Annotated in this window: 15 protein-coding genes; 14 read left to right on the top strand and 1 reads right to left on the bottom strand. The window is 66.1% G+C overall.

The window, feature by feature from the left end; translation table 11 throughout:
- The first annotated feature begins 3 nt into the window (after positions 1-3).
- From ASD67_RS12190 to ASD67_RS12155, 8 genes are all read left to right on the top strand, one after another.
- A complete protein-coding gene (locus ASD67_RS12190; protein WP_056348476.1) occupies positions 4-1,488 on the top strand; it encodes a class I adenylate-forming enzyme family protein in 1,485 nt (494 codons plus the stop codon).
- A gap of 4 nt (positions 1,489-1,492) precedes the next feature.
- Positions 1,493-2,566, top strand: coding sequence for a hypothetical protein (locus ASD67_RS23340; protein ID WP_056347542.1), 1,074 nt, complete (start codon positions 1,493-1,495; stop codon positions 2,564-2,566).
- Positions 2,563-3,384, top strand: coding sequence for an SDR family NAD(P)-dependent oxidoreductase (locus ASD67_RS12180; RefSeq protein ID WP_056347540.1), 822 nt, complete (start codon positions 2,563-2,565; stop codon positions 3,382-3,384). Before ASD67_RS23340 ends, ASD67_RS12180 begins: the two co-directional genes overlap by 4 nt.
- On the top strand, positions 3,384-4,178 hold the full coding sequence (locus ASD67_RS12175) for an SDR family oxidoreductase (protein ID WP_056347538.1): 795 nt from the start codon (positions 3,384-3,386) through the stop codon (positions 4,176-4,178). The genes ASD67_RS12180 and ASD67_RS12175 overlap by 1 nt, the downstream gene beginning before the upstream one ends.
- Before the next feature lie 21 nt (positions 4,179-4,199).
- Positions 4,200-4,994: an SDR family oxidoreductase gene (locus tag ASD67_RS12170; protein WP_056347534.1), complete on the top strand. Its 795-nt coding sequence runs from the start codon at positions 4,200-4,202 to the stop codon at positions 4,992-4,994.
- Between the two features lie 9 nt (positions 4,995-5,003).
- A complete protein-coding gene (locus ASD67_RS12165) occupies positions 5,004-6,023 on the top strand; it encodes a DUF2889 domain-containing protein (protein WP_056347532.1) in 1,020 nt (339 codons plus the stop codon).
- 119 nt (positions 6,024-6,142) lie between these two features.
- Positions 6,143-8,560 (top strand): TonB-dependent receptor, encoded by a 2,418-nt coding sequence (locus tag ASD67_RS12160; protein ID WP_162248576.1) that lies wholly within the window; start codon positions 6,143-6,145, stop codon positions 8,558-8,560.
- Between the two features lie 107 nt (positions 8,561-8,667).
- Complete coding sequence (locus ASD67_RS12155; RefSeq protein WP_056347529.1) at positions 8,668-9,918, top strand: MFS transporter; 1,251 nt, start codon at positions 8,668-8,670, stop codon at positions 9,916-9,918.
- Positions 9,919-10,030: 112 nt separating this feature from the next.
- Here ASD67_RS12155 and ASD67_RS12150 read toward each other — a convergent pair whose 3' ends face one another.
- Entirely contained in the window at positions 10,031-11,146 is a 1,116-nt protein-coding gene (locus tag ASD67_RS12150) for an amidohydrolase family protein (protein ID WP_056347526.1), read from the bottom strand.
- A gap of 118 nt (positions 11,147-11,264) precedes the next feature.
- Here ASD67_RS12150 and ASD67_RS12145 point away from each other — a divergent pair, with 118 nt between their 5' ends.
- The 6 genes from ASD67_RS12145 to ASD67_RS12120 all read left to right on the top strand — a co-directional run bounded on the left by ASD67_RS12145 (position 11,265) and on the right by ASD67_RS12120 (position 18,477).
- Complete coding sequence (locus ASD67_RS12145) at positions 11,265-11,969, top strand: FadR/GntR family transcriptional regulator (protein ID WP_056347525.1); 705 nt, start codon at positions 11,265-11,267, stop codon at positions 11,967-11,969.
- Positions 11,966-13,192, top strand: a complete 1,227-nt coding sequence (locus ASD67_RS12140) for an alpha/beta fold hydrolase (protein ID WP_056347523.1) — start codon at positions 11,966-11,968, stop codon at positions 13,190-13,192. The genes ASD67_RS12145 and ASD67_RS12140 overlap by 4 nt, the downstream gene beginning before the upstream one ends.
- 67 nt (positions 13,193-13,259) lie before the next feature.
- Complete coding sequence (locus tag ASD67_RS12135) at positions 13,260-14,477, top strand: thiolase C-terminal domain-containing protein (RefSeq protein ID WP_056347521.1); 1,218 nt, start codon at positions 13,260-13,262, stop codon at positions 14,475-14,477.
- A gap of 5 nt (positions 14,478-14,482) precedes the next feature.
- Positions 14,483-14,911, top strand: coding sequence for a Zn-ribbon domain-containing OB-fold protein (locus ASD67_RS12130; protein ID WP_056347519.1), 429 nt, complete (start codon positions 14,483-14,485; stop codon positions 14,909-14,911).
- 3 nt (positions 14,912-14,914) lie between these two features.
- Positions 14,915-17,107 carry a CaiB/BaiF CoA-transferase family protein gene (locus ASD67_RS12125; protein ID WP_056347517.1) on the top strand — a complete coding sequence of 731 codons (2,193 nt, stop codon included), beginning with the start codon at positions 14,915-14,917 and terminating at the stop codon, positions 17,105-17,107.
- Positions 17,104-18,477, top strand: a complete 1,374-nt coding sequence (locus ASD67_RS12120) for a phosphotransferase family protein (protein WP_056347515.1) — start codon at positions 17,104-17,106, stop codon at positions 18,475-18,477. The genes ASD67_RS12125 and ASD67_RS12120 overlap by 4 nt, the downstream gene beginning before the upstream one ends.
- Positions 18,478-18,500: the final 23 nt, after the last annotated feature.

Here is an 18,500-nt window from a genome sequence, read left to right as displayed (position 1 = left end):
TTGATGACCGACAAACTGCGCGCGATCATGGCGCTCGAACCCGATCGCACCCAGATCGATTTCGAGGGCGTCGATTACAGCTGGCGCCAGATCGCGGAGAATGTTCGCGCGATCGAAGACGCGCTCGATACGATGGGTCTGCCCGAGGACGCGCGCGTCGGCGTGATGCTGCGCAACCGTCCCGGCCATGTCGCGGCGGCGGCGGCGGTGCTCTCGACCGATCGCTGCCTCGTCACGCTCAATCCGATCCTGCCTGACGCCAGGCTCTTTGCCGACGTCGAAACGCTCGGCCTTCCCGTGGTCATCGCCGATGCCACCGATCTCGCCCGTCCCGGGCTCGCCGAAGCGCTGACCCGGGCCGGATCGGCGATCATCGAAATCGGCCCGCGCCTCGAAGGCGTGCGCGCCGTGCAGCGCGACATCCGCGCCGCGATCCAGACCTCGCCCGGCGTCGCGATCGAGATGCTGACCAGCGGCACGACCGGCACGCCGAAACGCGTGCCGCTGAGCCGCGACGCCTTCGACGCGAGCTTCCGCGGCTTCGCCAAATATGAACGCGGCAAGAGCTTCGACGATCCGCCCCGGCTCGGTTCGGGCTGCACGATGGTGGTCAACCCGCTGACCCATATTGGCGGCATCTATGGCTGCATCGGCGCGCTCATGGCGGGGCGCAAGATCGCACTGCTCGAAAAATTCAGCGTCGAGGCCTGGCTCGATGCGGTCCGCCGCCACCGGCCCGCCGTGGCGTCGGCCGTGCCGTCGGCGGTGCGCATGCTGCTCGACGCCGATGTCGACCCCGCCGACCTGTCGAGCCTCAAGTCGCTGATCTCGGGCACCGCGCCGCTCGCCCCCGAATTGGTCGACGCCTTTTACGCGCGCTACGGCATCCCGATCTGCAGCAATTATGGCGCGACCGAATTCGCCGGTGCGATCGCGGGCTGGACGATCGACGATTTCCACCGCCACTGGGCCGAAAAGCGCGGCGCGGTCGGCCGCGTCCACGCCAATATGGCGGCGCGTGTCGTCGATCCCGACAGCGGCGCGGAATTGCCGCACGGCACCGAAGGCCTGCTCGAACTCAAAGGCGAGCAGCTCGGCAACGACCTGCGATGGCTGCGCACCACCGACCGGGCCGCGCTCGACAGCGACGGCTTTCTCTTCATCGAGGGCCGCGCCGACAATGCGATCATCCGCGGCGGCTTCAAAATCCACCCCGACGATATCGTCCGCGCGCTGAGCGACCATCCGGCTGTCCGCGAGGCCGCCGTCGTCGGCGTTCCCGACGACCGGCTTGGCGCTGTTCCCGCCGCCGCGATCATCCTCAAGGAGGGCGCCGCCGCGCCCGCAACCGACGACCTCAAGGCTTGGCTCAAGGATCGGCTCATCGCCTATCAGGTCCCCGTCCATTTCCGCATCGTCCCCGATTTTCCGCGCACCCCGTCGATGAAGCCGTCGGCACCGGGGCTGCGCGCGTTGTTCGAGGGGTAGGTCGATGCCGATCCGCGTCATCGCCTGGGGCATGGGCTATCTCGGCAAACAGGGATTGCTCCAGATTCTCGGCGACCCCGCGCTGGAGCTTGTCGGCCTGCATGTCTCGGGCGACGACAAGCGTGGCCGCGACGCGGGCGAGATCGCGGGTACCGCTCCGACCGGCGTCATTGCGACCTCCAACATCGACGAGCTGCTCGCGCTCGGTGCTGACTGCCTCGTCTATTTTTCCAGCACCGTCGGTCGTGACGATGAAGCGACCGCTGAAATCCTGCCCTTCCTCGCCGCCGGCACCAACGTCGTCAGCATCTCGCACTTCGACTTGCAATATCCGGCGCACGGCGACCCGCGCCATGTCGACCCGATCGTCGCGGCGTGCGAACGTGGCGGCAGCAGCTTCCTGCTCACCGGCGAGGAACCGGGCTTCGCCTTTGGCCAGCAACTTTTCGCGATCCTCTCGACCATCGCGCGGCTCGACGCGGTGCGGATCGTCGAGATGTCCGACGTCCAGGGCTATGGCGGCACCGACTCGCTGCTGATGTACGGTTTCAACGGCGACCCCGCGGTCGAGCCGCCGATGTTCACCAGCCAGGTCGGCGCGTCGTGGCACATCGCGACGCTCAAGGGCATTGCCGATTTCCTTGGCCTCGCGGTCGATCACATCGAACAGCAATGGGATTCGATCGCGGTCGACTATCCCATCGACACCGCGGCTTTCGGCGAGGTCGCCGCCGGGCGGACCGCCGCGACCCGCTGGCGCGTCACCGCGCATTGCCTCGGCCGACCGATGATCCGCTACGAGAAAATCCTGCGCCTCCACCACGCCGCCGCGCCCGAATGGGAAACGCCGGCGCTCGCGAAAGGCGCCGGGGTGACCCACAAGATCTTCGTCGAAGGGGCGCCCGAGGTCAGCGAGGAATTGCACCGCCCGCGCGGCACGTCGGCGACGCCGACGATCGCGGTCAACGCGGTGCCCTTCGTCTGCGCCGCGCCGGCGGGGGTGCTGACCCAGATGGACATCCCGCTGTTTCCGCCGCGCCAGTTCGGCGGCATCCCTGCAAAAGGAGTAAGCGCATGAGCGAGAGCTTTGCCGGAAAATCGGTGATCGTGACGGGCGGCGGCAAGGGCGTTGGGCGCGGCGTCGCCAAGGCGTTCGCCGCCGCAGGCGCCGAGGTCATGCTAGGCGCGCGCACCCTGTCTTCTGCGCAGGATGTGAAGGCCGAGATCGAAAAGGCGGGCGGCATCGCCGAATGCTTCGCCGCCGACATCGCGCGCCACGCCGATTGCCGCGCACTCGTCGAGGCGACCGCACAGGCGTTCGGCAGCGTCGACATCATCGTGCACGCCGCCGCCGACATTCCGCACGGCGGCCTCGGCCATGTCGACGACGAACGGCTCGAAGCGGGCTTCGCCAGCATCGCCAAGGCGGCCTGGTGGCTGCTCGACGCCGCGCGGCCCTATCTGGGCAAAGCGCAGGACGGCGGTCGCTTCATCGCGATCGGTTCGGTCAACGGCACCTTCAACGTCGTCCCCAACATGACCGCCTATGGCATGGCCAAGGCGGCGCTCGACGCCTTCATCCGCGCCGCGGCGGGAGATGTGGTGGGGGAGGGGATCACCGTCAATGCGATCAACCCCGGCCTCGTCGCCAGCGACCGGGCGCGATCGGTGCTCGGCGACGAAGGGCTCGCCGCTTATGGGGCGACTGTGCCCGTCGGGCGCGCCGGAACCCCCGCCGACATCGCCCACGCCTGCCTGTTCCTCGCCTCGGCGAAATCCGATTATATCACCGGCACGACGATCAAGATGGACGGCGGCTCGACCGTCGCCGCCTCGCCCGGCCGCAACGATATTTTGCAGGAGCGGCTCAAGCTCCAGCAAGGAAAGGCACCCTGATGGACCTCGGGATTTCCGGCAAGGTCGCGCTCGTCTTCGGCGGCTCGAAAGGCATCGGCCTCGGTTGCGCGCACGAATTCGCCCACGAAGGCTGCTATGTCGTCGTCGCGGCGCGCACCCAGGCGACGATCGACGCCGCCGTCGCCGAGGTACGGGCGGCGGGCGGGCAGGCGATCGGCATCTCCGCCGACTGCACGACGAAGGACGGCATCGGGCAGGCGGTACAGGCCGCGACCGAGGCTTTCGGCCCGCCCGACATATTGATCTTCAACGTCGATTCCGGACCTAAGGGCAGCTTCCTTGAAGTCGACGACGACACCTTCGCCGCCGCGAACACCAACAATGTCATGGCCTTCCGCTGGGCGGTGCAGGCGGTGATCCCGCATATGCAAGCACGTGGCTGGGGCCGCATCCTGACCATCGGCACCAATTCGGTAAAGGCGCCGCACCGCAAGCTCGCCCGCGCGGCGCAGAACACCTACCGCGTCGGTGCGCTCGCGCTGTCGAAGACGATCTCGGCCGAACTCGGCCCGATGGGCATCACCGTCAACACGCTCGGCACCGGCGCCATCGCGACTCCGCAGTTCAAGCAGGTCTTCACCAAGATCGCCGAGGCGCAGGGCCAGACCTATGACGAACATATCGCCGAGCGCACGGCCGCCTATCCGATCCCGCGCATGGGCACGCCAGAGGACATGGCGGCGGCCGCCGCCTTCCTCTGCTCCGACCGCGCCGGCTTCATCACCGGGCAGGTGCTCGTGATCGATGGCGGCAATCTCGAAGTTCTGCAATAATTAGCAATCAAAGGAATCGACATGAAACTGGGTAATGATATCGCGGCAGTGGTGACGGGCGGAGCCTCGGGCCTCGGCCGCGCGAGCGCCGAAGCGCTGGCGGGCGAGGGCGTCAAGGTCGCGATCTTCGACGTCAACGAAGAGGGCGGCAGGGCGGTCGCCGACGCGATCGGCGGCGTCTTCTGCAAGGTCGACATCACCAGCGAGGACAGCGTCGTAGCGGGTTACGAAGCCGCGCGCGCCGCGCATGGCCAGGAACGCATCCTCGTCCACTGCGCGCAAATCTCGAAAGGCGGCAAGACCGTCCGCTTCGACAAGACCAGCGGCGGTTATGTCCGCTATTCGACCGACGATTACGCTTTCTCGGCGCAGGGCATATTGATCGCCAGCTATCGCCTCGCGTCGCTTGCCGCACTCGGCATGGCGAACGCCGATCCGCTGAACGAGGACGGCGAACGCGGCGCGATCGTGCTGACCGCCTCGGCGGCGGCGCAGGACGCGCAGATCGGGCAGGTCGGTTACGGCTCGCTCAAGGCCGGCGTCAACGGCCTCGTCCTGCCGCTCGCGCGCGACCTGATGGACCTCGGCATTCGCGTCAACTCGATCATGCCGGGCATCTTCGCGACCCCGCCGATGCTCGCGGTCAAGGATCGTGCGCCGGCGATTTTCGAAGGCCTTGCCGCCTCGGTGCCTTTCCCGAAACGCCTCGGCCATCCGCATGAATTCGGCAGCCTCGTGCTCGAACTCGCGCGCAACGGTTATTTCAATGGCCAGACCCTCCGCCTCGACGGCGCTATCCGCATGCCCCCCAAATAGGACAATGACTTGAACGCACCCCAACAATTCCCCTTCGCACGCCAGTCGGCGGGTCCGGCACCGCTCCGTCGTCCGGGCTCGATCCGCCGTACCAGTTCGATCGACTCGGACTGGCCCGATGGCTTCGGCCAGCCGTGGATCATGTCGGGCCGTGCGCGCGATCTGCTCACGCCGTTCGAAGGGGAACCGGTGGTTCTGGCGAGCGGCGAGTTTCGCATCCGCACCTCGCCGATCCGTGAGATCGTGGAGATCGACGTCGCTCCCCACCATGCGCGCGCGCAGGACATGGTCGGGGTGCGGGCAGGGGGCGCGAGCCGCCAGGCGCTGGCGGCGACGCTTGGCGACCTGCGCGGCACGCCTTTGTTCCAGGTCCTCGACGATTTCGCGGGGGCCAGCCTCGTCGCGGGGTGGATATGGTCGCGCTGGAGCGACGACTGGCACGCGCGCATGGCGAGCCATAAGCTCAAATCGACCGCGGGCAACAAGGGGCGGATGGTCAATATCTGCACCGGCTTCACCGAAGGCGGCAGTTCGCTGTCGGAGGATGGAAGTGTCGATCACAGCGACCAGTCGGCAACCGAGGTCGGCCCGCTCGCCAACCCCGACGACCCCGCCGGCTGGCACGACATGCCGGTGCAGGAGGGGCGCCCGCTCGCCCGCCGCGCCCGCCGCATCGATATCTGGCGCGCCGAGGGGGTGCTCAAGGTCGATGCCGGGTTCCAGGACAGCGGCCCGAATCCGGGCGGCACGCGTACCGCGATCCACGAATATCGCGTTTATGCCGAAATCGGCGAGGCCGACGGCACTTTGCTCGCGCTGCAGGCGCTGCCTTTGATCCTGCCGTTTCGCGAATGTCCCGGCGCCTCGATGAAGGCGGCGCGCATGGTCGGGCAAAATGTCGGCGAATTCCGCCAGTCGGTGCTCGACACGCTCGTCGGCACGATCGGCTGCACCCACCTCAACGATGTGCTGCGTGCGCTCGCCGACGTGCCCGCGCTTGTGACAATGTTGCCGAAAAGCCACGATTGACACCGTTTCCGTAGCGTTTCGTGACAATGTGACGCAATCCACTTGTCTGACGTGTTAGACCTAGTTATACAACTGACGAAGCGAGGACGCCAGGAAGCCTCGCGGGGAGGATGTTGACCATGATTTTCAAGCAGAAGCGCGATTCGGCCCGAATGCTCGCCGCGGTATCGCTGGCGGCCATTGCCCTGTCGTCGACCCCGGCCTTTGCCCAGGCCACCACCCAGCCTGCCGCCGAAGAGACGCAATATGACGATGATGCCATCGTCGTCATCGGCATCACCAAGCAGGATGCCAACATTCAGGATACGCCGATCGCGATCACCGCATTCAGCGGTGAGAAGCTGACCGAGCAGGGCATCAACAAGGTTGACGAAATCGCGACCTTCACCCCGGGCTTCAACATTCGCGGCGCCGGCAACAACCCGACCGCGCTGACGCTGTCGATGCGTGGCCAGATCCAGGTCGACAATATCGCGACGCTCGAACCGTCGGTCGGCACCTATCTCGACGAACTCTATATCGCGCGCGCCTATGGCCTGAACACCGAACTCGTCGACGTCGAAAGCGTCCAGGTGCTCAAGGGGCCGCAGGGCACGCTGTTCGGCCGCAACACCTCGGCCGGCGCGGTGCTGATCCAGACCGCCAATCCGCGCTACGGCGAAGTTTCGGGCAAGGTCAGCGCGACCTATGGCCGTTTCGACGAACGCACCGGCCAGGCCGTCGTCAACCTTGGCCTGTCGGACGAGTTCGCGATCCGCGGCGCGATCTATTATCAGAAGCGCGACGGCTACAAGACCGATGTCGACACCGGCAAGAAATATGAGGGCCGCGAGACGATCAACGGTCGCCTCAAGCTCGGCTGGAAGCCGACCGACACGTTCGAGGTGATCCTGTCGGGCGAATGGTATGATACCGACATCGACGGCCCGGCCCGCCAGAACCTCTTTTTCAACGCACCGGCCGCGTTCGGCCCCGCTAAGCCGATCGTCGACGGCATCGCCGCGACCGACCGCGCACAGTTCGGCGGCAACCCGAACCTGGTGTCGATCACGCCGCCCTCGGCGGTCATCGGCGCCGACCCGCGCGGCATCTTCAACAAGACCAAGACCCAGACCTTCTCGGCGAAGTTCATTCTCGACACGAGCTTCGGCCAGGTGCGCTGGATCAACGGCTATCGTGGTATCCAGAGCGAGAATCTCGTCGATCTCGACGGGTCGAGCTTCGCCGGTCACTTTACCGGCGGCACGCAGGACCTGAAGCAATATTCGTCCGAACTGCAGCTCACCGGAACGGGCTTGGACGACCGGCTGAACTTCGCGACCGGCCTGACCTATTTCCGCGAAACCGGCTTCGATCAGTCGCGCTCGAACCTGTTCAACGGCAAGTTTACCGCCGGTCCGACGGTTCCGGCGCAATATGTCGGCCGCACGAGCTGGTCGAATTTCTCCGGCGCGCTCGATAACGACAGCTTCGGGTTGTACGGCCAGCTCAACTACAAGCTGACCGATCGCTTCCGCGTTACCGGCGGCCTGCGCTATTCGATCGACGACAAGCGCGTGACCACCCAGACGGGCGACGTCGTCGACAACACCGACGAATTCGTGCGCTGCACGCCCTCGACGGTGGCGCTGCCCTGCCTGCGTTCGCGACAGAAGACCTTCTCGAACCTGTCCTATACCGCCGGCGTCGATTATGACGTCAGCGACGATATCCTGCTCTATGCCAAACACAGCAAGGGCTATCGCTCGGGGGCGATGCAGCTGCGCACGGTGACGCTCGCGGACTCGATCCCGGCCGAACCCGAACTGGTCTACGAACAGGAACTCGGCGCCAAGCTCACCTTCATGGACGGCCGCGGCAAGTTTAACGTCGCGGGTTATCACAACGTCGTGAAGGGCGCGCAGCGCAGTCCCGTTCTCGCACCGAACGGCATCAGCCAGACGGTGATTGAAAATGCCGACACCGAAACCTGGGGCGTCGAGATCGACACCTCGTTCGAGGTCGTCGACGGCTTCACCATCTTCGCGAACGGCGCGCTGACCGATCCCAAATATACGCGCTACGAGGGCAAGGCGCTGGCCGGCAGCCCGCCGAACCAGACGATCGTGACGGTCGACAAAAAGGATTATCTGCTCGTCGGCATCGTCAAGAAGCAATTCTCGGTCGGCGCCAACTTCAAGCAGGATCTCGGCGGCGTCGGCCTCGATGCCAACATCGTCTATGCCTGGCAGGGCAAGATGCCGCAGATCGACATTCCGACGAACATGTTCACCTCGACCGGACCCGGCGGCCTCGCACTGACGCAGGCTCAGGCCGATCAGGTCGCGGCGGTTGCGCAGTCGGGCTCGCTCGGCATCCTCAATGCGCGCGTCGCGGTGAGCTTCGGGCCGGAGAAGAACTTCGAGCTGGCGCTGTGGGGCAAGAACCTGACGGGCGATCAGGAACAGCAATACACGCTTTTGCTGAGCAACATCTACATCGGCACCTCGTACAACGAACCGCGCAGCTACGGCGTGACCGGTACATTCAAATTCTGAGGACCACAGGGCGCTCCTAGGAGCATTGGGGGAGGGACGGCTTGCCGGACCTCCCTCTTTTTTTGCCCGGGATTTTTAGACCTTCGTCCCCCCGCGAAAGGAAGAATATGTCTTCGGAAACCAGCAACCGCCGCGGCCTCACGCTGACCCTGCTCATTATCGTCGCGATCCTCAGTTACGTCGATCGCCAGGTTTTCACGTTGTTTCAGGACGACATCAAGGTCGAACTCGGCCTCGACGATGGCCAGCTCGGGCTGCTCACCGGCATCGCCTTCGCCGCCTTCTACGCGATCGCCGCGTTCCCGATCGCGCGCTACGCCGACCGCGGCGACCGCCGCCTCGTCATCGCGGTCTGCGTCTCGATCTGGAGCGCCGCGACCGCGCTCTCGGCCTTCGCCAACAGCTTCGTCCAGATGCTCCTCGCGCGCATCGGCCTCGCGGCGGCGGAGGCGGGCGCCGGACCGGCGGGCATGTCGCTGCTCACCGACATCTTCCCCAAGGACCGCCGCACGACGATCATCTCGGTGATGCTCGCCGCCAACGCCGTCGGGCTGTCGGGCGGCCTCGCGCTCGCCGGCTGGCTGTCGCAATGGTATGACTGGCGCACCGTCTTCCTGATCGTCGGCCTGCCCGGCATCGGCGTCGGCCTGCTCGTCTATCTGCTCGCCGCCGAACCGCGTCGCCGTGGCGTCGTTCAGCCCGTCGCGCCGCCGCAGACCAGCCTTGGCGAAGTGCTGCGCACGATGGGTGCCAGCACCTCGCTGCGCTGGGTCGGGCTGCTGCTTTGCATGGTTCCGCTCACCGGTTTCGCCTTTATCCTGTGGGGCGCCTCCTTCTTCCAGCGCGTCCATGGCATGGACAAGACCGAGACCGGCTTCTGGCTCGGCGGCGCGATGGCGGCGGGGCTGGTGATCGGCAATCTCGTCGCAGGATGGGTCAGCGATCGTTATGGCAAGGCCGACCCGCGCTTCAATGGCTGGTTTGCCGGGATCGGCCTGCTGGTCAGCTTCCCCTTCGGCGTCGGCTTCGCGCTCGCGGGCAACGCCTATGTCGCGCTCGCCTGTTTCGTCGTCGTGAAGTTCATGATGACGCTCCACCTCGGCCCGATCATCGCGCTCTGCTTCGCGCAGGTTCCGGTCCAGATGCGCGCGATGATGTCGGCGACGATCAACATGTTCATCGGGCTGGCCGGCGTCGGGCTGGGCGGTACCGTCGCCGGCTATCTCAGCAAGGCGTTCACGCCGGGCTATGGCGAGCTGTCGCTGCAACCGTCGCTGGCGATCCTGTCGGGATGTCTGCTGGTCGGGGGAATTGCCGCGATCATGGCGGGGCGGACCGCGAAGCCGCTGGCGGAGTGACCTTCTAAAGCCTCGTCATTGCGAGCGAAGCGAAGCAATCCAGAGCTGGCCTAAACCCGCCCTGGATTGCTTCGCTCCGCTCGCAATGACGAAGTGAATTGCGCGATGCCCGTCAGGCGGCGACCCGCTCGCTCGTCGCCACCTGTGGCTCCAACCCGAACAACCGCGCCGCGTTCAGCCCCAATATATTCCGCCGTACTTCGTCGCTGACCTCCATGCCCTCGAACAGTTCGTCGATGATCCGGCGGCTGATCGGGAAGGTGCCTTCGGCGTGCGGATAGTCCGACCCCCACATGACATTCTTCGCCCCCGGCAGCCCCGCCGACGCCGATGCGATGCACGCGCGGTCGTGCTGGAAGCTCGCCCAAATCTGGTCGTCGACGATCTGGCTCGGCGAGCGCGACAGCTTCGGAAACACGAAATTCGCATGCGCCACCGACACCTCGTCCATCCGCTCGGCGAGCGCGACGAGCCAACTCGCGCCGCTCTCTATAAAGGCGACCTTCGCCCCCGGATTGCGGTCGAGCACGCCGCCCGACACCAGATACATCGCGCTGTGCTGCGCATCGTTCATCTGGTTGGTGTAGTTGATGATTCCCGCGCCGGGACCGCGCTCGACGATCACGCTTTCGAGGCCCGTGCCGGTGTGCATGACGAACACGATGCCGAGCGCCGCGCCCTTGGCAAAGATCGGGTCCCACGCGTCGCTGTTATATTTGGGTAGCCCCGGCGGCGTCACCGCGGGAAGCATCGCCGCGGTAAAACCCTTCGACGCCAGATAGCCGAGTTCGGCCAGCGTGTTCGAAAAATCGAGCACCGGCAGCATGCCGCACCGCACGAAGCGGTTCGGATGTCCGCCAAGGAAGCTGTCGTTCCAGTCGTTGTACAGCCGCGCCGACGCGGCTTCGGCGTCGGGATTGTCGAGGCAATAGAGCCACAGGCCGAGCGAGGGGAAACAGATTTCGCTGTCGATCCCCTCCATCTCCATATCCTCGAGCCGCCCCGGAATTTCCCTTATGCCCTTGCGCTGCGCGTCGCCGAGCTGCTTCTCGCGATGCTGCCCTACGCGCAGGCGGTAGATGATCTTGTCCTTGGTCCCGGTGACCAGATATTCGCCCTCCATTCGCGCATGGATCGCATGATCCTTGAGCGACGCGGGCAGGCCATCCAGGAAGATATCCGACGGTTCCATGATGTGGCTGTCGGCGCTGAACACAAAGGGTTTCATGGCAGTCTCCTCTCGACTCGCTATCGGTCTTTGCCCAATTAAAAGATACCTAGTTATATAAGTCAAGGGCTGAATGGGATGGACATTCTGCCAAGAGGCGCTTAAATAGGTATCTATTATGGCCATCGCAACCGAAACGCTCGCCACCCGCACCGCGCGCGACCTTGCAAATCTGAGCCTCGCATCCGATCCGGGCGCACACCTCGGCGCCGAGGACGATCTGCTCGCGCGTTTCCGGGTCAGCCGCCCGACGCTCCGCCAGGCCGCGAAGCTCGTCGAGCGCGACCGCCTCATCAGCATCCGCCGCGGCGCGCAGGGCGGCTATTATGCCGAGCGCCCCGACGCGCGCGACGCGATCCAGTCGCTCGCGCGCTTCCTGCGCATGAAGGGCGCGCATCTCGGCCATGTCATCCAGGTCACCCGTCCGGTGTCCGAAGAGGCCGCCGTTGCCGCGGCCCGGCTCCGCAGTGCTGCCGATGTCGAAGCCTTGCAGACCTTCGTCGCCACGATCGACGCCCGCGACACGCCGCGCGAGTTGATCGCGGCCGAGGTCGAAATGGCGCGCCTGCTCTCGGGCATGAGCGGCAATCCGGTCGTCGAACTGATCCTCGAAATCGGCTACAGCTTTGGCCTCGACGAACGCGGTAGCGACCTCTACGCCGATCCCGACCGGCGCGAACGCACACGCGCCATGCAGCGCAGCCTGTGTACGGCGATCATCGACGGTGATGCCGATATCGCCCGGCTGATGATGCGGCGCCGGTCGGACCAGTTCGACGCATGGCTGCACCTGACCGGAGCGGCAAAGAAGGATCAGGCATGAGCATCGTTGAGTATCGCGGCTTTGCAGGTGTTCGGCTCGAGGCCGAGGTGATCGGCGCCGAAAACGACCCCGCGGTGCTGCTGCTCCACGGCGCCGGCCAGACCCGCGCGGTGTGGGCGAGCGTCGCGAATTCGCTCGAACAGGCCGGGCGTCGCGTCATCAGCCTCGACCTGCGCGGTCATGGCGGCAGTGAATGGCCCGAGGACGCGCGCTATGATTTCGAGGCGCTGGTTGAGGATTTGCGCGCCGTGCTGTCGCAGATGGGCACGCGCCCGGTCGTCGTCGCTTCGACCCTTGGCGGCTGGATCGCCAGCGCCGCGCTCGAACGCGATGCTGCGGTGCTCGCCTCGGGCCTCGTCCTCGTCGACTCGCCCGTCCATGTCGATCCGCAGGTGGCGCAGCGCGTCGGCGAGCGGCTGCGCGAAGCCGCGACGCTCGCGCCGGGACAGGCGCAATGGGACGTCCGCCTGTTCGACACGCTCGACACCTCGGCGATGGCCGAGCGGCTCGATGGCGTTGCGGCCAAGATCGCGCTGCCGACGCTCTATGTGCGCGGGGCGATCAGCGAACTGGTCTCAAAGGGCGATGCTGCCGCCTTCGTCGCCCAGCTTCCCGACGGCGAACTCGTCGAGGTCGAGAATAGCGCGCTCGTCGTCACCGATGACCGCGCCGACGCGCTCGGCGGCTATCTCATCGATTTCCTCGAACGCCGCGCCCCGCGCGGTTCGCCCGAATTTCGCGCCGGCAGCGATGCGCGCACCTTCCGTGACGCGCTCGGTTGTTTCGCGACCGGGGTCACCGTCGTCACCGCGATGTGCCCCGACGGCACCCCAATCGGGCTGACCGCGAACAGCTTCACCTCTGTCTCGCTCGACCCGCCGTTGCTGCTCGTCTGCATCGCCAACAATGCCGGCAGCGCGCCCTACCTCCGCGACGCCGAACGCTTCGCCGTCAATGTGCTCCAGATCGGCCAGCAGCCGACCTCGAATCGCTTCGCGGGCAAGGGCGAGGATCGCTTCGGCGTCACGCCATGGGAAGTCGGCGAATATGGCACCCCGGTGCTCACCGGGTCGCTCAGCAGCTTCGAATGTTCGCGCGACGCAGTGCACGACGGCGGCGATCATTTTCTCCTCGTCGGGCGCGTGCTCAAGGCCATTTTCGAACCGCGTCGTGACCCCTTGCTCTATTTCCGCGGCAAGTATCGCAAACTCCATTTCGCTTGACGGCTGGACAATATGGCCTAGGCATCATATCCAACCTAGTTAGATAACTGGGAATCGGGAGAGAAGCATGGCCTGGGTGAATCAGGACAAGTGCGCGATCGTCGGGGTCGGGGCGACCGACTATTATGTCCGCGGCAAAAGCTGGCCGCGCACGATCAACGACATGGCGGCCGAGGCGATCATGAACGCCTGCGCCGACGCGGGGATCAGCCACAAGCAGATCGATGGCTTCTCTTATTATTCGACCGCGGGTGCCGGCTATCTCGACAAGTTCGACACCGCGTCGCTCATGGAAACCCTCGGCATGCCGCATATCAGCTGGTCGGCGACGCTGACCAGCGGCGGCGGCGGCTGTCCCGGCGCGATCGGCCTCGCGACCGCGGGGCTGATGAACGAGGATTGCACCTACACCGTCACCCTGATGGCGCTGCAGCAATTGCCGCAGCATCGGCTCGGCGTCGTCTTCGGTTCGGCGGCGCCCAATCCCGAAAACAGCTTCCTCCAGCCCTCGGGCCTCGTCGGCCCCGGCCATCTGATGAGCGTTCTCGCGCGCCGCCACATGCACCTTTACGGCACGACGCAGGACGCGTTCGGCGAGGTCGTGATGGCGACCCGCGCCAACACGCACAACCGGCCGAAGGCGGTGCGCAAGGACCCGCTGAGCAAGGACCAATATGACGCCTCGGTGATGCTCGCCGATCCGCTGCGTCGGCTCGACTTCTGCCTTGAAACCGACGGCGCGGTCGCGGTGATCACGACGACGATGGACCGTGCCAAGGACTGTCGCCACAAGCCCGCGGTGGTCCACGCCGCCGCGCATGGCGGCCAGCGCGAATGGGGCAGGGCGTTCGCATGGATGGGCATGCCCGACCCGCATTTCGCCAGCTCGGGCCACAAATTCACCGCCGACCGCGTCTGGGCGCAGTCGGGACTTAGCGCCAAGGACATGGACGTCGCGCTGATCTACGATCATTTCAGCCCGATGGTGCTGATGCAGCTCGAGGATTATGGCTTTTGCGAGAAGGGCGAGGGCAATGATTATGTCCTCTCGGGTAAGCTGCGCTACGATCCGGCGACCGGCAAGGGCGTCAATGGCGGCGTGCCCGTGAACACCCATGGCGGCAACCTCAACGAAGCCTATATCATCGGCATGACCCACATCGTCGAGGGCGTCGAACAGGTGCGCGGCACCGCGATCAATCAGGTCAAGGACGCCGAATTCGCGCTCGTTTCGGGCGGCCCGGCGTCGCTCCCCGTCTCCAGCCTCATCCTGCGCAAGGACTGACCCGCATGACCTATGGCCCCGCCCGCGCGCTCCCCGGCGACCAGATCCGCATCACCACCAACCCCGATACCGAGCCCTTCTGGCAGGCGGCGAAAGAGCATAAGCTCACCGCCTGCAAATGCGGCGAATGTGGCCATTTCCGCATGCCGCCGACCGCGATCTGCCCCGAATGCGGCAGCCGCGCCAAGGAGTGGCCCGCGCTGCCCGGGACCGCGACGGTGTTCAGCTATGCGATCTGTAACAAGAACCCCAAGAATGGCGAGGATTATGTCTATGTCCCCGTCGTCGTCGACCTCGACGGCGCGCCGGGCACCCGCCTGAATGCGAATGTCTCGGGCTGCGATGCCGAGGATGTCCATATCGGGATGAAGGTGACCGTCGACTGGACCCCGATCCAGGACGACTGGGTCCTCCCCAACTTCAAGAAAGCGTAAGCGATGCTCGGCGACCTTCGCATCGTCGAGATCGGCGAGGGCATGGCGGTCCAGGTCGCCGGGCTGATGCTGTCCGAACTCGGCGCCGACGTTTTGAAGGTCGAGCGGCCCGGCGGCGACCCCGCGCGTGGCACCGCGCCCTTCGCCAACTGGAACCGCGGCAAAAAAAGCCTCGCGCTCGATCTCGACAGGCCGGAGGGGCTGGGCACTCTGGACGAACACCTCGCCGGTGCCGACGCGTTGCTCCACCAGTTCACCCCGTCGCGCGCCAAGGCGCTCGGCCTCGACGACGCCAGCCTCGCGGTGCGCCATCCGCATCTCGTCGTCACCGCGATCACCGGCTCGCCCGCGAACCACCCCGATGTCGAACGCAGCGACGACGAACTGCTCGTCGCCGCGCGCGTCGGCGCGATGTACGAGAATGACGGCTACCGCCCCGGCCCGATCGTCTACCGTTATCGGCAAGGCAGCTGGTCCGCCGCGCATCTCGCTGCCGCCGGGCTGCTCGCGCGCCTCGTCATGAGATTGCAAACCGGCCAGGGCGGTCCCGCGCACACGTCGATCTTCCAGGGCTTCCTCGCGACGCTGCCGCTCGTCTGGGCGCGCAACAGCGAGGGGCCGATGCCGAACCCGGTCACCTATCCTCCCGGCGCCCGCCCGATTTCGCAGCAGCTGTTCCAATGCCAGGGCGGCGACTGGCTCCAGATCATGGATCCGACCCGCCAGTTCGATTACGCCACCATGCCGACGATGTGGGACGTCATGGCCGAGGCAGAGGTCGACCTCGAAACCGAGGCCGGTCAAGCCGCCGCCTTCAAGCTCCGCCCGCTCGACAACTGGCTCGCCGACCTTCGCGCCGCCGACATCGCCGCCGAACCGGCCTTTCCGATGGGCGAGATGCTCCGCCACGACGATGTCGAGGCCAACGCCTATGTCGTCGAAGTCGACGATCCCGACCTCGGTCGGACCCGCCAGCCCAATGTCCCGTTCCACACCGACGCCGACCTGCCGCAGGGCCGCCCGGCGCCGCGTCTCGGCGAAGGCGGCGACAGCGTCTGGACTGTCAAACCCGCGCCCGCTTCTAACGCTGCCCCCGCCGAAGTCCTCGAAGGCGTCCGCGTGCTCGACCTCGGCATGTTCCTCGCCGGGCCGATGGGGCCGTCGATGATGGGCGACATGGGCGCCAATGTCATCAAGGTCGAGGCGCTGACCGGCGACCGCATCCGCTTCATGCATCGCTATTATCAGGCCGCGGCGCGCAGCAAGCGCAGCCTCGCGCTCGACCTCACCAGGCCCGAAGCGCAGCCGATCCTCGAACGGCTGATCGTATGGGCCGAACTCGTCCACCACAATATGCGCTTCAAGGGTGCCGCCAAGCTCGGCCTCAGCGAAGAGGGCATCCGCAACTATAATCCCGACGTCGGATTCAACTATGCCAGCGCCTATGGCCAGCGCGGCGTGCGCGGCAACTGGCCCGGCTATGACTCGATCTTCAACGCGATCGCCGGCTGGGAATTCGAAAATGGCGGCGAAGGCAACAAACCCATCTTCAACCGCCCCGGCACGATGGACGTTTCCACAGCGCAAAGCTGTCTCGTCGAACTCATGGCCTCGCTCTATGCCAGGCGCACGACGGGGCGTGGTTACACGACGCAGACCTCGCTGCTCGGCATGGCCGCCTTCACTCAAGGCGAACGGTTGATCGGCGCCGACGGCCAACTCACCGAAACCTATCACCTCACCAGCGACCAGACCGGCTTTTCGCCTTACCACCGCATCTTCGAATGCGTCGACGGATGGGTCGCGGTCGCCGCGCTCAAGCCCGACCAGCAGGCCGCGATGCGCGATCTGCTCGGCGACGATTTCGTAGTGGCCGCGAAAGCCCGCGACGCCGACGACCTGATCGCCGCACTCGAAGCCGCAGGGGTGCCCTGCGACGCGGTCAATTTCGAAAATGCGATGCACCGCTTCTTCGACGATCCGCGCAATCGCGAACTGAACCTCGTCTCGGTGCTGCCGCAACCGCTCTACGGCATCGTCGAGCAACCCGGCGCCTTCTGGAACTTCGGCGACACCCCCGTCGTCTTCAAACGCTGCTGCCCCGCGGTCGGCGAGCATAGCGACGAAATCCTGCGCGAAATCGGCTATTCGGACGAAGAGATCGCGGCGTTCCGCGAAGCGAAGATCGTCGGATGACCCCGCACGACCTCCTCCCGCCGGGCCTCGCGTCGGCGGTCGAAAACGCCAGCGGCGCGCGCGTTGTCGCGGTTCGCCCGCGCGGTGGCGGCGGCGCCTCGCGCGAAGGCGCCGAACTCGATCTTCAATGGCCCGACGGCCGCACCGCCAGCGCCTATATGAACTACGACGTCCACAAGGCGGGGGCAGGGGACGACGCCGCCTTCCTACGCGAAGCCGCGGTGCTCCGCGCGCTCTCGGGTCCGCTCGCCCACGCCGGCGTCCGCGTCGCGCCCTATTACGCCTCGGTCCCCGACCAGCGCGCGCTGGTCTGCGGCATGATCCCTGGCAAGGACCGCTTCGGCGCGATCACCGATACCGCCCAGCGCGACACGCTGGCGCAGGACTTCATGGCGCAGCTCGCCGCGCTCCACCGCATCGACGTCACCGCGCACCCGATCGACGGCATGGGGCCGGTCGAACCCGCCGAGGTCTTCATCCGCCGTCGCATCGCCGAACTGCGCGCGGGCAACGGCGGCAAGGGCTGGGACCCGCTGATCCACCTGTCGCTGAACTGGCTCGAAGCCAATATTCCTGCCGATATGCCCGCGCCGGTGATCGTCCATGGCGACGCCGGCCCGGGCAATTTCCTTTACGAAGGCGACAAAGTCACCGCGCTGCTCGACTGGGAACTCGTCCATTATGGCGACCCGATGGCCGACCTCGCGATGCTGGCGCTGCGCATGTTGTTTCAGGGCTTCGTGCCGCTCCCGCAGGCCTTCGCCGCCTATGAGGCCGCAGGCGGCCATAAAGTCGACCTGCCGCGCCTCCGCTATTGGCGGCTGCTGTTCCAGACCAGCTTCGCGCGCCGCTCGCGCTACGACGATCCCGACGCGCCGCCGCCGCCCAATCTCGGCATGAACCTCGTCTATTCGACGATCCACCGCCGCGTCCTCTCGAACGCCTTGGCAGAAGCCGCGGGCATTGCGCTGCCGTCCGTCACAATGCCCGACGCGCCGCCGGGATCGCACGACCGCAGCTTCGCCATCGCGCTCGACGATATTCGTGACACCATCGTCCCGCGCCTCGCCGACCAGCAGGCGGCGGTAAAGGCCAAGGGCATGGCGCGCCTGATCAAATGGTGGCGCGCGATCGAACGTTTTGAACCCGGCTTCCACGCGGCCGAGAAGCAGGAAATCGAAGCCACACTCGGCGCCGAATTCGAAGACTATCGCGCCGCCTGGACGGCCTTTCGCACCGCCGTGGCGGCGGACACCATCGCCACCGCCCCCGCGATCATCCTCTGCAACGCGCACGAGGTGCGCGAGGCGGCGCTGATGGCCGACGCGATGGGCGGCCTCGCGAACACGAAATTTGCCGCGCTCGCATAGCGGCGATCCGACACAATCAGGAA

This window comes from Sphingopyxis sp. Root1497 (assembly GCF_001427085.1).
In the GTDB taxonomy this organism is placed as follows: domain Bacteria; phylum Pseudomonadota; class Alphaproteobacteria; order Sphingomonadales; family Sphingomonadaceae; genus Sphingopyxis.
Note: the sequence above shows the minus strand (reverse complement) of the source record. Positions and strands in the feature narration are given on the sequence as shown.

What these genes read in the sequence shown, in the direction of transcription:
- ASD67_RS12190 (WP_056348476.1), top strand. Translation starts at nt 4, where the DNA reads ATGACCGACAAACTGCGCGCGATCATGGCGCTCGAACCCGATCGCACC.
- ASD67_RS23340 (WP_056347542.1), top strand. Translation starts at nt 1,493, where the DNA reads ATGCCGATCCGCGTCATCGCCTGGGGCATGGGCTATCTCGGCAAACAG.
- ASD67_RS12180 (WP_056347540.1), top strand. Translation starts at nt 2,563, where the DNA reads ATGAGCGAGAGCTTTGCCGGAAAATCGGTGATCGTGACGGGCGGCGGC.
- ASD67_RS12175 (WP_056347538.1), top strand. Translation starts at nt 3,384, where the DNA reads ATGGACCTCGGGATTTCCGGCAAGGTCGCGCTCGTCTTCGGCGGCTCG.
- ASD67_RS12170 (WP_056347534.1), top strand. Translation starts at nt 4,200, where the DNA reads ATGAAACTGGGTAATGATATCGCGGCAGTGGTGACGGGCGGAGCCTCG.
- ASD67_RS12160 (WP_162248576.1), top strand. Translation starts at nt 6,143, where the DNA reads ATGATTTTCAAGCAGAAGCGCGATTCGGCCCGAATGCTCGCCGCGGTA.
- ASD67_RS12155 (WP_056347529.1), top strand. Translation starts at nt 8,668, where the DNA reads ATGTCTTCGGAAACCAGCAACCGCCGCGGCCTCACGCTGACCCTGCTC.
- ASD67_RS12150 (WP_056347526.1), bottom strand. Translation starts at nt 11,146, where the DNA reads ATGAAACCCTTTGTGTTCAGCGCCGACAGCCACATCATGGAACCGTCG.
- ASD67_RS12145 (WP_056347525.1), top strand. Translation starts at nt 11,265, where the DNA reads ATGGCCATCGCAACCGAAACGCTCGCCACCCGCACCGCGCGCGACCTT.
- ASD67_RS12140 (WP_056347523.1), top strand. Translation starts at nt 11,966, where the DNA reads ATGAGCATCGTTGAGTATCGCGGCTTTGCAGGTGTTCGGCTCGAGGCC.
- ASD67_RS12135 (WP_056347521.1), top strand. Translation starts at nt 13,260, where the DNA reads ATGGCCTGGGTGAATCAGGACAAGTGCGCGATCGTCGGGGTCGGGGCG.
- ASD67_RS12130 (WP_056347519.1), top strand. Translation starts at nt 14,483, where the DNA reads ATGACCTATGGCCCCGCCCGCGCGCTCCCCGGCGACCAGATCCGCATC.
- ASD67_RS12125 (WP_056347517.1), top strand. Translation starts at nt 14,915, where the DNA reads ATGCTCGGCGACCTTCGCATCGTCGAGATCGGCGAGGGCATGGCGGTC.
- ASD67_RS12120 (WP_056347515.1), top strand. Translation starts at nt 17,104, where the DNA reads ATGACCCCGCACGACCTCCTCCCGCCGGGCCTCGCGTCGGCGGTCGAA.